This window comes from Pseudomonas sp. O230, assembly GCF_045447035.1.
Taxonomy (GTDB): Bacteria; Pseudomonadota; Gammaproteobacteria; order Pseudomonadales; family Pseudomonadaceae; genus Aquipseudomonas.
This window is the reverse complement of the sequence record NZ_JBJGXN010000001.1, coordinates 222,499-235,076: the sequence shown is the minus strand read 5'-3', so window position 1 is coordinate 235,076 and position 12,578 is coordinate 222,499. Positions and strand designations below refer to the sequence as shown.

Annotated in this window: 14 protein-coding genes; 6 read left to right on the top strand and 8 right to left on the bottom strand. The window is 60.1% G+C overall.

Annotated features, from left to right (window positions below; all coding sequences use genetic code 11):
* Positions 1–376 precede the first annotated feature (376 nt).
* Entirely contained in the window at positions 377–775 is a 399-nt protein-coding gene (locus ACI77H_RS01140) for a DUF6124 family protein (protein ID WP_407009977.1), read from the top strand.
* A gap of 220 nt (positions 776–995) precedes the next feature.
* Here the strand turns inward: ACI77H_RS01140 and ACI77H_RS01135 are convergent, their stop codons facing one another.
* The 3 genes from ACI77H_RS01135 to ACI77H_RS01125 form a co-directional block, all read right to left on the bottom strand.
* On the bottom strand, positions 996–1,271 hold the full coding sequence (locus ACI77H_RS01135) for an HU family DNA-binding protein (RefSeq protein ID WP_003213368.1): 276 nt from the start codon (positions 1,269–1,271) through the stop codon (positions 996–998).
* Positions 1,272–1,463: 192 nt separating this feature from the next.
* Positions 1,464–2,612 carry an NAD(P)/FAD-dependent oxidoreductase gene (locus tag ACI77H_RS01130; protein WP_407009976.1) on the bottom strand — a complete coding sequence of 383 codons (1,149 nt, stop codon included), beginning with the start codon at positions 2,610–2,612 and terminating at the stop codon, positions 1,464–1,466.
* A gap of 20 nt (positions 2,613–2,632) precedes the next feature.
* Positions 2,633–2,800 carry a rubredoxin gene (locus tag ACI77H_RS01125; RefSeq protein WP_007954349.1) on the bottom strand — a complete coding sequence of 56 codons (168 nt, stop codon included), beginning with the start codon at positions 2,798–2,800 and terminating at the stop codon, positions 2,633–2,635.
* Positions 2,801–3,001: 201 nt separating this feature from the next.
* Between ACI77H_RS01125 and ACI77H_RS01120 the strand changes: the two genes are divergently transcribed.
* Both ACI77H_RS01120 and ubiA read left to right on the top strand, forming a co-directional pair.
* A complete protein-coding gene (locus ACI77H_RS01120) occupies positions 3,002–3,553 on the top strand; it encodes a chorismate--pyruvate lyase family protein (protein WP_407009975.1) in 552 nt (183 codons plus the stop codon).
* Entirely contained in the window at positions 3,553–4,443 is an 891-nt protein-coding gene (ubiA, locus tag ACI77H_RS01115) for a 4-hydroxybenzoate octaprenyltransferase (RefSeq protein WP_407009974.1), read from the top strand. Before ACI77H_RS01120 ends, ubiA begins: the two co-directional genes overlap by 1 nt.
* Positions 4,444–4,497: 54 nt before the next feature.
* On the opposite strand, the gene ACI77H_RS01110 is transcribed toward ubiA, so the two are convergent.
* Positions 4,498–4,884, bottom strand: coding sequence for a hypothetical protein (locus ACI77H_RS01110; protein WP_407009973.1), 387 nt, complete (start codon positions 4,882–4,884; stop codon positions 4,498–4,500).
* A 152-nt stretch (positions 4,885–5,036) separates the two neighbouring features.
* On the opposite strand from ACI77H_RS01110, the gene phoB reads away from it, so the two are divergent.
* From phoB to ACI77H_RS01095, 3 genes are all read left to right on the top strand, one after another.
* The gene (phoB, locus tag ACI77H_RS01105; RefSeq protein WP_007896474.1) at positions 5,037–5,726 is read left to right on the top strand and encodes a phosphate regulon transcriptional regulator PhoB; all 690 of its coding nucleotides are present in this window, start codon (positions 5,037–5,039) and stop codon (positions 5,724–5,726) included.
* A gap of 81 nt (positions 5,727–5,807) precedes the next feature.
* Complete coding sequence (gene phoR, locus ACI77H_RS01100; RefSeq protein WP_407010339.1) at positions 5,808–7,094, top strand: phosphate regulon sensor histidine kinase PhoR; 1,287 nt, start codon at positions 5,808–5,810, stop codon at positions 7,092–7,094.
* A gap of 123 nt (positions 7,095–7,217) precedes the next feature.
* A complete protein-coding gene (locus ACI77H_RS01095; protein WP_407009972.1) occupies positions 7,218–8,558 on the top strand; it encodes a hemolysin family protein in 1,341 nt (446 codons plus the stop codon).
* Positions 8,559–8,605: 47 nt separating this feature from the next.
* Here the strand turns inward: ACI77H_RS01095 and ACI77H_RS01090 are convergent, their stop codons facing one another.
* The 4 genes from ACI77H_RS01090 to pstB form a co-directional block, all read right to left on the bottom strand.
* Positions 8,606–9,502 carry a peptidoglycan DD-metalloendopeptidase family protein gene (locus tag ACI77H_RS01090; RefSeq protein WP_407009971.1) on the bottom strand — a complete coding sequence of 299 codons (897 nt, stop codon included), beginning with the start codon at positions 9,500–9,502 and terminating at the stop codon, positions 8,606–8,608.
* A gap of 230 nt (positions 9,503–9,732) precedes the next feature.
* Positions 9,733–10,686 carry a response regulator gene (locus tag ACI77H_RS01085; RefSeq protein WP_407009970.1) on the bottom strand — a complete coding sequence of 318 codons (954 nt, stop codon included), beginning with the start codon at positions 10,684–10,686 and terminating at the stop codon, positions 9,733–9,735.
* A gap of 168 nt (positions 10,687–10,854) precedes the next feature.
* Positions 10,855–11,616: a phosphate signaling complex protein PhoU gene (gene phoU, locus ACI77H_RS01080; RefSeq protein WP_084317714.1), complete on the bottom strand. Its 762-nt coding sequence runs from the start codon at positions 11,614–11,616 to the stop codon at positions 10,855–10,857.
* Positions 11,617–11,687: 71 nt separating this feature from the next.
* On the bottom strand, positions 11,688–12,521 hold the full coding sequence (pstB, locus tag ACI77H_RS01075; protein WP_201184614.1) for a phosphate ABC transporter ATP-binding protein PstB: 834 nt from the start codon (positions 12,519–12,521) through the stop codon (positions 11,688–11,690).
* Between the last annotated feature and the right edge of the window lie 57 nt (positions 12,522–12,578).

The window sequence follows — 12,578 nt, the reverse complement described above, 5'->3', positions numbered from 1 at the left end:
GACGAAACACTGCTGTTTAAAAGGCCGGATTAATTGAGGTTTCTACGCTCGACCGTATCGGACATTTCCTTCGACTCACGGCGTTGTTCATGAACTAGGCAGCTACTGGCTTCGCCGATAGTCTTTGTTCGTTACCGCAAAAACGGTGACACGGACGTGCAAGTCCGGTACATATCGCCGCACACTCGCCAACCAAACGTCGAGCGTTTTTTTGCTCGCTGTAGATGCTTTATGGCGGCTGTGCGTGGGAGGTCCCTTTGGGGTCTGCCGGGTTCCGATATGCCCGGTCTTGCACACCTGCGCACGGCTGCCACCCTTATTCGAATGCAAGCGATGAGGAGTCAGCCACTCCCAATAACACATATCGGAAATGCCAATGATCAAGCCAACACCCAACCCCCCAGAACACGAAGCCACCTCCCCCTACGAATCCTTCGACTCCAAAAAACTCCACGAAGCCGCCGAACGCGCCCTCGACCATCACCTCGGCACCGCTCCGGATAAACAATCGAAACGTCGCAACGGTGCGCTCTTCATCGTCGCTCCCGACCTCCACACCGAAACCCTCTTGGCTAATGCTTCGGAAGACCTGCTGTCCATCAGCGCCATCGCCGCCGACCTCGCGGACGATGTGGACGGTTCACCCCGCTCCAAAGCCCTGGCGCTAAGTCGGATGGCCGACGGGGTGCATTTGTTGGTGGAGCGTGCGCTGGATCATCTGGATGAGCCGGAAATGGCGGCGATTTTCGCCAGACAACAACTCCGCGTCGATTGAACTGTAGGAGCCGGCTGCTGGCGATGGCGGTGTGTCAGGCGACTTCAATGTTGATTGATAAGCCGGTATCGCCAGCAAGCTGGCTCCTACAAGGGGCTCGCGTTGTCTGATCCGAGGGCGACCGGCAGGACCTTCACGACCATAAAAAAATGGGCACCCAACCCGGTTGGCGTGCCCATTTTTTGTTCCGCTCCCGCGCTGCGCGGGAAGTCGGTAGGTGTTACGGATTAACGCTGTCTTTCAACGATTTGCCGGGCTTGAACGCAACGGTGTTGCTGGCCTTGATTTTCACGGGCTCACCGGTTTGCGGGTTTTTGCCAGTGCGGGCTCCGCGGTGGCGTTGCAGGAAGGTGCCGAAGCCGACCAGCGTGACGCTGTCCTTGCGGTGCAGGGCGCCGGTGATTTCTTCGAGAACGGCGTTGAGAACGCGGTTGGCCTGCTCTTTGGTGAGATCTGCTTTTTCCGCGATGGCGGCAGCGAGTTCTGGTTTACGCATTAGTGAAGCCCCTTTGACGGTTTTTTGTTGTTATGTCCGTGCTGTTCTCGTTGGAACAGCGCCCAAAGCGCCGCAGGTGCTCTACTCTGCGGCAGACGGGAGTGAGGATGGCACGCACCGAAGAGCCGCGCCAGTCTCGGCGCGACGTTTGTAGGGGCAAAAGCGGGGTGATTCCGACAGAACGACCGGTATTTACGCCAGCAGCGGTGGAAGTTCTTTGTTAAGCGCGAGTTTTTCCATCACCGCCGCGCCTGTCAGGGCATATCCGAGCAATTTGCCCGTGGCATCGCGGCATAAAGCCTTGATGTCAGCGCCCTGCCCTTCGACCGTCCACACACCTTCCAAACCCCGTGGCGGCGGGGAAACCACCAAGGGGCAAACAGGCGTTTTGACGGTGATTGGCATTGCGCCATAGCTCACCGCGGTCGGGTTTCCGGCGAGGGTTTGTGCCAGCGCTCTCGCACAGCTCATGAGGGGCATCACGTACAGCAGATTCAGCCCGTCGACTTCGGCGCAGTCGCCCAGCGCGTAGATATTGGCGTGAGAGGTTTTCAGGTGACGGTCGACGACCACGCCGCGATTGACCTGCACACCGGCAGCCGCCGCCAGGTCGATGCGCGGACGCAGGCCGATGGCCGAAACGACCACGTCGCAAGGGATAACCTGACCGTCCGACAGATGCGCTTCCAGTCCATCGGCAACACGCTGCAAGCGATTGAGCACCGGCCCGAGGTGGAAACGTGCACCGAGGCTTTCCAGCCCGGCCTGGACCGCAGCGGCTGCTGCCGGGTGCAGCAGGGTCGGCATGACCTGTTCGCACGGTGCAACCAGTTGCACCTCGTAACCGCCCAAGATCAAGTCGTTGGCAAACTCACACCCGATCAGGCCGGCACCGAGCAACAACACCCGACGCTTGCCAGCCGCAGCCGCGCGAAAGCGCGCGTAGTCTTCGAGGTCATTGATCGGGAACACCGCGTCCGCCGCGTCACCCTCAATAGGCACCCGCACGGTTTCGGCGCCCCAAGCCAGGATCAGGTCGCGGTAGATCACCGATTCTTCGCCGATCCACAGGCGCTTGTGGCCAGGGTCGATGCCGCTGATGCGCGTGTGGGTGCGCACTTCGGCCTTCAGTTGCTCGGCCATGGCGCCCGGTTCGGCCATGCTCAGGCCATCAGCGTCTTTGTTCTTGCCGAAGCCCGTGGAAAGCATCGGCTTGGAGTAGGAGCGCCCGTCATCGGCGGTAATCAGCAGCAGCGGGGTTTCGCTATCGAGTTTGCGAAACTCCCGGGCCAGGTTGTAGCCAGCCAGCCCGGTGCCGACGATCACGACAGGTGCGTTCATTCCTTACTCCTCTAAATGTCTTAGTTGATTTCGATCATTTCGAAATCCATCTTGCCGACGCCGCAGTCCGGGCACAGCCAGTCTTCCGGCACGTCTTGCCACAGGGTGCCCGGCGCAATGCCGTCATCCGGCCAGCCGTCGGCTTCGTTGTAGATCAGGCCACAGACCACACATTGCCACTTTTTCATTCAGGTACTTCCTCAGGGTTCAGGCTTATTGCCGGCGCGAACGGTCGATGGTTACAGCGCTGCCGTCCGGCTCAGGGCGTTTTGTACTGATCGGGCCCGCCAGATGCAAGCCTGTTCGACGCAATGCCGTGCCGGATCAATCAAAATCGCCGACCGACATGGTAAGCTCGCCGCCTCATTTGCTGCCAATAATGACTCACTGTGCCGCACTCAAAACCTCCATTCTGGCTTCCCCAAAGCCGACTTTCGCCGCTCCCCGACACGTCTACCCGCGACTGGTTGTTCGACGAAGGTTCGCTGACCCGACGGCTGACCCGCTTGTCGAATGACGGCTTCAGCGTCACGCCATTGTTCGAAGGCTGGCAATCGCTGCGCGCCGACGAATGTGCGGCGCTGGACCTGGCCGAAGGCAGCGAAGGCTGGGTGCGCGAGGTGTATTTGCGCGGTCACGGCGAGGCCTGGGTGTTTGCTCGCAGCGTGGCGGCACGCAGCGCGTTGCAGGGCGATGGTTTGCACATGGACGAGTTGGGCAGCCGTTCGCTGGGCGAGTTGCTGTTCTGCGATCAGGCGTTCCAGCGCCGCGCCATCGAGGTTTGCCACTATCCTCAGGAATGGCTGCCGCTGGAGTGTCGGGCAGCTGACTTGTGGGGCCGGCGCTCACGTTTCGACCGTGGCGCCTTGAGCGTACTGGTAGCCGAAATCTTCCTGCCGACCTTGTGGCTCGCCACCCGCGCCCATCCGGAGAACTGCTGATGTACCAGAGCCTGCTCAAGTCCCTGAACCGCTTGAACCCAAGGGCCTGGGACTTCATCCAACTGACGCGCATGGACAAGCCGATCGGCATTTACCTGCTGCTGTGGCCGACGCTGTGGGCGCTGTGGATTGCCGGCAAAGGTTCGCCGTCGCTGGCCAACGTGGTGATCTTCGTGCTCGGCGCGGTGCTGACCCGCGCCGGCGGTTGCGTGATCAACGACTGGGCCGATCGCAAGGTTGATGGCCATGTGAAACGCACTGAACAACGGCCATTGGTGAGCGGCAAGATCAGCTCCAGGGAAGCGTTGGTGTTTTTTGCGCTGTTGATGGGCGTGAGTTTCCTGCTGGTGTTGTGCACCAACGCGGCGACGGTCTGGCTATCGTTCGGCGGCCTGGCGCTGGCCTTTAGTTACCCGTTCATGAAGCGCTACACCTATTACCCGCAAGTGGTGCTGGGCGCGGCGTTCTCCTGGGGGATGCCGATGGCGTTCACCGCTGAAACCGGCGAGTTGCCGGCGGCGGCGTGGCTGCTGTGGATTGCCAATCTGCTGTGGACAGTGGGTTACGACACGTATTACGCGATGACGGATCGCGACGACGACTTGAAGATCGGTGTGAAATCCACGGCGATTCTGTTTGGCGAGGCCGACCGGGTGATCATCCTGACCCTGCAAGGGTTGGCGTTAGGCTGCCTGCTGCTGGCCGGTTCGAAATTCGAGTTGGGCGGCTGGTTCCACCTGGGATTGCTGGCGGCGGCGGGCTGTTTTGCCTGGGAGTTCTGGTACACCCGTGGCAAGGACCGGATCCGCTGCTTCAAGGCGTTTTTGCACAACCACTGGGCGGGGTTGGCGATTTTTGTCGGGATTGTGCTGGATTACGCCATTCGCTGATCGCCCTAGCCGCTGCCGAACGCATGTTTCGGCAGCGGCTACAGGTTTGATCGGTTACTTCTGCGACTCGTGAACGACGTGCCACACGTCTTTCATGCCGTCGCCTTTCATTTCTCCAGGTTTTTCGTCCTTCACGAACGTGTACAGCGGTTTGCCGTCGTAGGCATATTGCATCATGCCGTCATCGCGCTTGATGACCGTCCATTTACCCTCAGCCTTGGCACCCGCTGGCGCCATCATCGGTGGCCAGTTTTTGGCGCAATCGGCATTACACATCGACTTGCCGCCAGCGTCCTTGTCGAACGTATAAACGGTCATGCCCTTGTGATCGACCATCATCCCGCCTTTCATCATGGCGGGTTCGGCAGCGAAGGCCATGGTTGGCAAAGCCAGAGCAGCAGCCAGCATCAGCGCCTTAAGGGAGAACGAATATTGAGTCATGGAAACCTTCTCTTGTGGTTGTCAGGATTCGGACTTAGAGCTTAGTTCAGGATCATGACTATCGCCGGGCGACTAAAATACTGTCACACGACTGCAATAATTCCGTTATCTAATGCGGCGCAAGACAGTTAAATGACAAGAGGATTAATGGCATGGTTGGCAGGAGCATTCTGATCGTCGACGACGAAGCGCCCATTCGCGAAATGATCGCCGTGGCGTTGGAAATGGCCGGCTATGACTGCCTGGAGGCCGAGAACTCGCAGCAGGCCCACGCGATCATTGTCGACCGTAAACCGGACCTGATCCTGCTCGACTGGATGCTGCCCGGCACCTCCGGCATCGAACTGGCCCGCCGCTTGAAGCGCGATGAGCTGACCGGGGACATCCCGATCATCATGCTCACCGCCAAGGGTGAAGAGGACAACAAGATCCAGGGCCTGGAAGTCGGCGCCGACGACTACATCACTAAACCGTTTTCCCCCCGCGAGCTGGTCGCGCGCCTCAAAGCCGTGCTGCGCCGCGCCGGCCCGACCGATGGCGAAGCGCCGATTGAAGTCGGCGGCCTGCTGCTGGACCCGATCAGCCACCGCGTGACCATCGACGGCAAACCCGCCGAGATGGGCCCGACCGAATATCGCTTGCTGCAATTTTTCATGACCCACCAGGAACGCGCCTACACCCGTGGCCAGTTGCTGGATCAAGTCTGGGGCGGCAACGTCTATGTCGAGGAACGCACCGTCGACGTGCACATCCGTCGTCTGCGCAAAGCCCTCGGTGATGCCTACGAAAATCTGGTACAAACCGTGCGCGGCACCGGCTACCGCTTTTCTACCAAAGCCTGATCCGGAGCTTTCCCGCCCGACAAGCTGACAAGGACGCTCGTTCAAGTGAACCAAAACTGGCATGGCACCCTGATTCGCCACATGCTGCTGCTGGTCACCGCCTGCCTGGTGATCGGCCTGATCACCGGCTACTACGGCTGGAGCCTCGCCGCGGGCCTGGGCCTCTACCTGGCCTGGACCCTCAAGCAATTGCTGCGTCTGCACGAGTGGCTGCGCCTGCACAAACCCGATGAAGCGCCGCCCGATGGCTATGGCCTGTGGGGCGAAGTGTTCGACAGCATCTATCACTTGCAACGCCGCGACCAACGGGTACGCGGACGCCTGCAAGCAGTGATCGACCGGGTCCAGGAATCCACTGCCGCGCTGAAAGACGCGGTGATCATGCTCGACACCGACGGCAACCTCGAATGGTGGAACCGCGCGGCGGAAACCCTGCTCGGGCTCAAGACGCCGCAGGACAGCGGTCAGCCGGTGACTAACCTGGTGCGCCATCCGCGCTTCAAGGAATATTTCGAGCAGGACAGCTACGCCGAACCGCTGGAAATCCCTTCTCCGATCAACGATCGCCTGCGCATTCAGCTGTACATCACCCGCTACGGCAACAACGAACACTTGATGCTGGTGCGCGACGTGACGCGCATCCATCAGCTGGAACAGATGCGCAAAGACTTTATCGCCAACGTCTCCCATGAACTGCGCACGCCGCTGACGGTGATCTGCGGGTATCTGGAAACCCTGCTCGACAACGTCGAGGACGTGAACCCGCGCTGGTCCCGTGCGTTGCAGCAGATGCAGCAACAAGGCGGGCGCATGCAGACGCTGCTCAATGACTTGCTGCTGCTGGCCAAACTGGAAGCCACCGATTACCCGTCGGACAACCATCCCGTGGCCATCGACGGTTTGCTGCAATCGATCAAGGGCGACGCACAGCAACTGTCCGGGCAAAAGAATCAGCGCATCACCCTCGAAGCCGATCCGACGATTCTGCTCAAGGGCAGCGAAGCCGAATTGCGCAGCGCATTCTCCAATCTGGTGTTCAACGCGGTGAAATACACCCCGGCCGAAGGCAACATTCGCATTCGCTGGTGGGGCGACGAGCAAGGCGCGCACCTGAGCGTGCAGGACTCCGGCATCGGCATCGACAGCAAACACCTGCCGCGCCTGACCGAACGCTTCTACCGTGTCGATTCCAGCCGCAACTCCAACACCGGCGGCACCGGGCTTGGGCTGGCGATCGTCAAGCATGTGCTGCTGCGCCACCGCGCACGGATGGAAATCAGCAGCGTGCCGGGCCACGGCAGTACGTTTACTTGCCATTTCGCGCCGGCCCAGGTCACCAAATCCCGGGTCATCAGCACGGCCGATTGATACCGACCAGCACTCGCCACTAGGCAATCAACAAGTCAGCCGCTACATTGGCTGACTTGTGCCTGCCCTTCAGGCACCGCATTTACCCCTTTTTCGAATTCACGGAAACCGCAAAACTCCATCATGGACCCTTCCCCTGGCTTTACCCTCGCGACACTCTTTGCCGACTTCGGCATGATTCTTTTTGCTCTGATCCTGGTTTTGCTCAACGGTTTTTTCGTTGCGGCGGAATTTGCCATGGTCAAACTGCGCTCGACCCGGGTCGAGGCCATCGCTGAGAAAAACGGCTGGCGCGGGCACATCCTGCGCACCGTTCACAGTCAGCTCGATGCCTACCTGTCGGCGTGCCAGTTGGGTATCACCCTCGCTTCCCTTGGTCTTGGCTGGGTCGGTGAACCGGCGTTCGCGCACATCCTCGAGCCACTGCTGGAAACCGTCGGCGTACAGTCGGCCGAGGTGATCAAAGGCGTGTCGTTCTTCGCCGCGTTCTTTGTGATCTCGTACCTGCACATCGTGGTCGGCGAACTCGCGCCGAAATCCTGGGCCATCCGCAAACCGGAGCTGCTGTCGTTGTGGACCGCCGTGCCGCTGTACTTGTTTTATTGGGCAATGTACCCGGCGATTTACCTGCTCAACGCCAGCGCCAACACGATCCTGCGGATCGCCGGTCAGGGTGAGCCCGGCCCCCACCACGAGCACCATTACAGCCGTGAAGAACTGAAACTGATCCTGCACTCCAGCCGTGGCCAGGACCCCAGCGACCAAGGCATGCGCGTATTGGCCTCGGCCGTGGAAATGGGCGAGCTGGAAGTGGTTGACTGGGCGAACTCCCGCGAAGACCTGGTGACGCTGGAGTTCAATGCGCCGCTCAAGGAAATCCTGGCGATGTTCCGTCGCCACAAGTTCAGCCGTTATCCGGTGTACGACAGCGATCGCCAGGAGTTCGTCGGCCTGCTGCACATCAAGGACCTGCTGCTGGAACTGGCAGCCCTGGACCACATTCCCGAGTCGTTCAACCTGGCTGAATTGACCCGCCCGCTGGAGCGGGTGTCGCGGCACATGCCGCTGTCGCAGTTGCTTGAGCAGTTCCGCAAGGGTGGCTCGCACTTCGCGCTGGTCGAAGAGGCCGATGGCAACATCATCGGTTACCTGACCATGGAAGACGTGCTGGAAGTGTTGGTCGGCGACATTCAGGACGAACACCGCAAGGCTGAACGCGGGATCCTCGCGTATCAGCCGGGCAAGCTGCTGGTTCGCGGCGACACGCCACTGTTCAAGGTCGAGCGCCTGTTGGGCATCGATCTGGATCACGTCGAAGCCGAAACCCTCGCCGGGCTGGTTTATGAATCCCTGAAACGGGTGCCGGAAGAGGAAGAAGTGCTGGAAGTCGAAGGTTTGCGGATCATCATCAAGAAAATGAAAGGGCCGAAGATCATTCTGGCCAAGGTTCTTATGCTCGACTGAGCCAAACCCTTGTAGGAGCCCGCAGCAAGCCGGCGCCTACAGATTGATCATTGTTTGCCCAACGCAAAGTTGGGCAACGCCCCCACCGGTTGATTGAACTGGTACGGAATCGACACCAGCCCCAACCCGGTATTGCGCTGCACCACGAAATGCAGGTGCGGCCCGCTGCTGTTGCCGGTGTTGCCCGACAGCGCCAACGGACTGCCCACCGATACGCGCTGCCCCTCGCGAACACTCACCGAACCTCGTTTGAGGTGCAAGTACACGCCCATCGTCCCGTCATCGTGCAGCACCCGCACAAAATTGCCCGACGGATCGTTGCCGCGCCCGGTCTGGGCATTTTCGGTTTTTACCACCACCCCGCCCCGCGCGGCGACGATCGGCGTGCCTTCGGGCATCGCGATGTCCATGGCGTAGCGATTCTTGGGGCCGAAGTGGCTGTATTGGCCATTGGCGCCCTGACTCAGCCGAAACGGTCCGCCACGCCAGGGGAACGGGTATCGATAGGCCATGGCAGCCCCTGAGGGATCGCCCAGGAAGTATTCAAATTTGGGGATGTACGTGAGCGGCCTTTCAGCCTGCGTCGCCGTAAGCAGCGCCAGACGAATGCTGCTGCGCGCCGGCATGACCCGGCGAATCGGTCGGCTCGGCGCACCGCTGACGTTCTGCAGGCCGGCGAAGCTCAACTCGATTTCTACCGGTGCATACAGGTCATTGCGCACGTAAACGCTGTCGACGCCCTTCTTCTTTGAGATGACCAGGTACACCTGCCGCTCAAGGTGCTCGACCATGCGATCACGAAACGTGAACACCTGGGAGTCCTTCGTGGGGCGGTCGCTGTAGGAGACCACGCCATTGGCATCGGTGGATTTGTAGATAGTCATCGCCATGGCTGCGGTGGACGCCATGAACAGACCACAGAAAAACAGCAAGCGCGCGAGCATGGGCAGGATTCTGTCGAGTAAGGCCTGGGAAAGAGCCTAGCAGCTGCAATGGACCCGGGTAGTCGGCAGATGTTTCAAAATGGGCAGTTAAGCGGATGTGTGGTGAATCTGAGGGCCCCTTCGCGGGCAAGCCCGCTCCCACAGGTTTTGTGTCGGTCATGTCATTGATGACAACCCAAATCCTGTGGAGCGAGGCTTGCCCGCGATGGCGGACTGTCAGGCGACGAAGATCACGCGCCTGGAACGAAATGCTTCTGCGCCGTACCACGTGCTATCAAACGGGAGATGTAATCGAGTTTCTGCGCGTCCTGATCAACGAAACGAAACGTCAATTGCAGCCATTCGCTGTCGGGCTTCTGCTCGTGGGCGACGATGGCGTGGAGGTAGCCGTTCAGACGGGCGACTTCAGCGTTGTCGCCCTGCTCCAGATCGAGCACGGCGCTGTCGAGTACTTGCGGCAGGGCTTCGCTGCGTTTGACCACCAGCAGCGCTTCCTTGAGGCTCAAGGCCTTGATCACGCATTGCTGAATGCCGTTCGGCAGGCGTAATTGGCCTTGGCCACGACCGCCGGATGGCGCTGCAGACGCCACGGGCGCTTTCACCGGCGGGCTGTTGAGCAAACCACGGGACGGTGCGGCAGCCGCTGGCGCAGCAGCGGCAGGACGGGCAATCGGGGCCGCCGATGCAGCAGCCGGCGCAACGCTGGCCACGGCAGGCTTGCCGCCGGTCAATGCGCTCAAAGAATCGTTGCCGAATGCCGAGTTCATTTTGGTCGGCGCGCTGTTCATCAACGTGTCGAGCTTGCCGACCTTGTTCAGCGCCTGCTTGACCTTGGTCAGCAGCTGTTCGTTGGTGAACGGCTTGCTGACGTAGCCGGATACACCGGCCTGGATCGCCTGGACGACGTTCTCTTTGTCGCCACGGCTGGTCACCATGACAAAGGGCATGGTCTTGAGGTTGTCCTGCTCGCGGCACCAAGTCAGCAGTTCCAGGCCGGACATTTCCGGCATTTCCCAGTCGCACAGGACCAGATCGAACGCTTCCCGAGCGAGAATGGCCTGAGCCTTCTTGCCGTTGACCGCGTCTTCAATGCGGATCCCGGGGAAGTAGTTGCGCAGGCACTTCTTCACCAGGTCACGAATGAACGACGCATCGTCCACGACCAATACACTGACCTTACTCATCCATCACCCCTTTAAAAAATCCCGGCAAGCATACCGCTTTGCTGATGGCACATTGCCAAAAACCTTCAGTCACGCCGGGACTTTTCGTTCGCGGGTGCTGCATTCAAATTCGTAAACCCGCAAACAAAAACGCCCGGCCAAAAGGCCGGGCGCTTTACTTGGGCAATATTACTTATCGTCAACTTTGCCCGGAACATTAGCGGTTTCACCACTTGTGCCTTCAACTTCTTCCTTCATGCGCTTGAGGCCCAAGTGGCGCACGTCGGTGCCGCGCACCAGGTAAATCACCAGCTCGGAAATGTTGCGCGCGTGGTCGCCGATGCGCTCCAGCGAACGCAGCACCCAGATGATGCTCAAGACCCGCGAGATAGAGCGCGGGTCTTCCATCATGTAGGTGGCGAGTTCACGCAGGGCGGTCTTGTATTCGCGGTCGATGATCTTGTCGTACTGCGCCACCGACAACGCCAGGTCGGCATCGAAACGGGCAAACGCGTCCAGTGCGTCACGCACCATGTTGCGCACCTGGTCGCCGATGTGGCGCACCTCGACGTAACCGCGCGGGGCTTCGCCTTCCTCGCACAACTGGATGGCGCGGCGGGCAATCTTGGTCGCTTCGTCGCCGATGCGCTCCAGATCGATCACCGACTTGGAGATGCTGATGATCAAACGCAAGTCGGACGCCGCCGGCTGACGACGGGCGAGAATGCGCAGGCATTCTTCGTCGATGTTGCGTTCCATCTGGTTGATCTGGTCGTCGATCTCGCGCACCTGCTGGGCCAGGCCGGAGTCGGCCTCGATCAGCGCGGTCACCGCGTCGTTGACCTGCTTTTCCACCAGCCCGCCCATGGCCAGGAGGTGGCTGCGCACTTCCTCCAGCTCGGCGTTGAACTGCGCGGAAATGTGGTGAGTAAGGCCTTCTTTACTAATCATGTTGGCGTCCTTGGAGCGTCCGGTAAGGTGCGGTGGGCCGCAGCGTCAGTTCAGTGAGCAACCACAGCTTCCTAGCCGTAACGACCGGTGATGTAGTCTTCGGTCTGCTTCTTCGCCGGATTGGTGAACAGGGTATCGGTGTCGCCGAATTCCACCAGTTTGCCCATGTACATGAACGCCGTGTAGTCGGAAACCCGCGCGGCCTGTTGCATGTTGTGGGTCACGATGACGATGGTGAACTTCGATTTCAGTTCGTAGATCAGCTCTTCGACTTTCAGCGTCGAGATCGGGTCAAGTGCCGAGCACGGTTCGTCGAGCAGCAGCACTTCCGGTTCCACGGCGATGGTCCGCGCGATCACCAGACGTTGTTGCTGACCACCGGACAGGCCGAGTGCCGACTCGTGCAGACGGTCTTTGACCTCGTCCCACAGCGCCGCACCTTTCAACGCCCACTCGACCGCTTCGTCGAGGATGCGCTTTTTATTAATGCCCTGGATGCGCAGGCCGTAGACCACGTTTTCGTAGATGGTTTTCGGGAACGGGTTCGGCTTCTGGAACACCATGCCGACGCGACGACGCAGCTCGGCAACGTCTTCGCCCTTGCGGTAGATGTTGTTGCCGTACAGGTTGATTTCGCCTTCTACGCGGCAGCCGTCGACCAGGTCGTTCATGCGGTTGAAGGTGCGCAGCAGCGTGGACTTGCCGCAGCCGGACGGGCCGATGAAGGCGGTCACGCGCTGTTTCGGGATGTTCATGCTGACGTCGTACAACGCTTGTTTGTCGCCGTAGAACAGGCTCAGGCCCGGCACTTCAATGGCCACGGTTTCCTGTTCGAGACTCAGGCTCTGTTTGTCGCGACCCAGGGCGGACATGTTGATGCCGTGGGTATGGGTTTCGTGCTGCATGGGAGGCTCCCTGTGCTGACAAATTCGGTTCGTTGATCCGCGGCGGAGCCAGCGGGT

Bases quoted from the DNA above. Each gene is read 5' to 3' on its own strand.
- ACI77H_RS01140 (WP_407009977.1), top strand. From the start codon at position 377: ATGATCAAGCCAACACCCAACCCCCCAGAACACGAAGCCACCTCCCCC.
- ACI77H_RS01135 (WP_003213368.1), bottom strand. From the start codon at position 1,271: ATGCGTAAACCAGAACTCGCTGCCGCCATCGCGGAAAAAGCAGATCTC.
- ACI77H_RS01130 (WP_407009976.1), bottom strand. From the start codon at position 2,612: ATGAACGCACCTGTCGTGATCGTCGGCACCGGGCTGGCTGGCTACAAC.
- ACI77H_RS01125 (WP_007954349.1), bottom strand. From the start codon at position 2,800: ATGAAAAAGTGGCAATGTGTGGTCTGTGGCCTGATCTACAACGAAGCC.
- ubiA (WP_407009974.1), top strand. From the start codon at position 3,553: ATGTACCAGAGCCTGCTCAAGTCCCTGAACCGCTTGAACCCAAGGGCC.
- ACI77H_RS01110 (WP_407009973.1), bottom strand. From the start codon at position 4,884: ATGACTCAATATTCGTTCTCCCTTAAGGCGCTGATGCTGGCTGCTGCT.
- phoB (WP_007896474.1), top strand. From the start codon at position 5,037: ATGGTTGGCAGGAGCATTCTGATCGTCGACGACGAAGCGCCCATTCGC.
- phoR (WP_407010339.1), top strand. From the start codon at position 5,808: ATGCTGCTGCTGGTCACCGCCTGCCTGGTGATCGGCCTGATCACCGGC.
- ACI77H_RS01095 (WP_407009972.1), top strand. From the start codon at position 7,218: ATGGACCCTTCCCCTGGCTTTACCCTCGCGACACTCTTTGCCGACTTC.
- ACI77H_RS01090 (WP_407009971.1), bottom strand. From the start codon at position 9,502: ATGCTCGCGCGCTTGCTGTTTTTCTGTGGTCTGTTCATGGCGTCCACC.
- ACI77H_RS01085 (WP_407009970.1), bottom strand. From the start codon at position 10,686: ATGAGTAAGGTCAGTGTATTGGTCGTGGACGATGCGTCGTTCATTCGT.
- phoU (WP_084317714.1), bottom strand. From the start codon at position 11,616: ATGATTAGTAAAGAAGGCCTTACTCACCACATTTCCGCGCAGTTCAAC.
- pstB (WP_201184614.1), bottom strand. From the start codon at position 12,521: ATGCAGCACGAAACCCATACCCACGGCATCAACATGTCCGCCCTGGGT.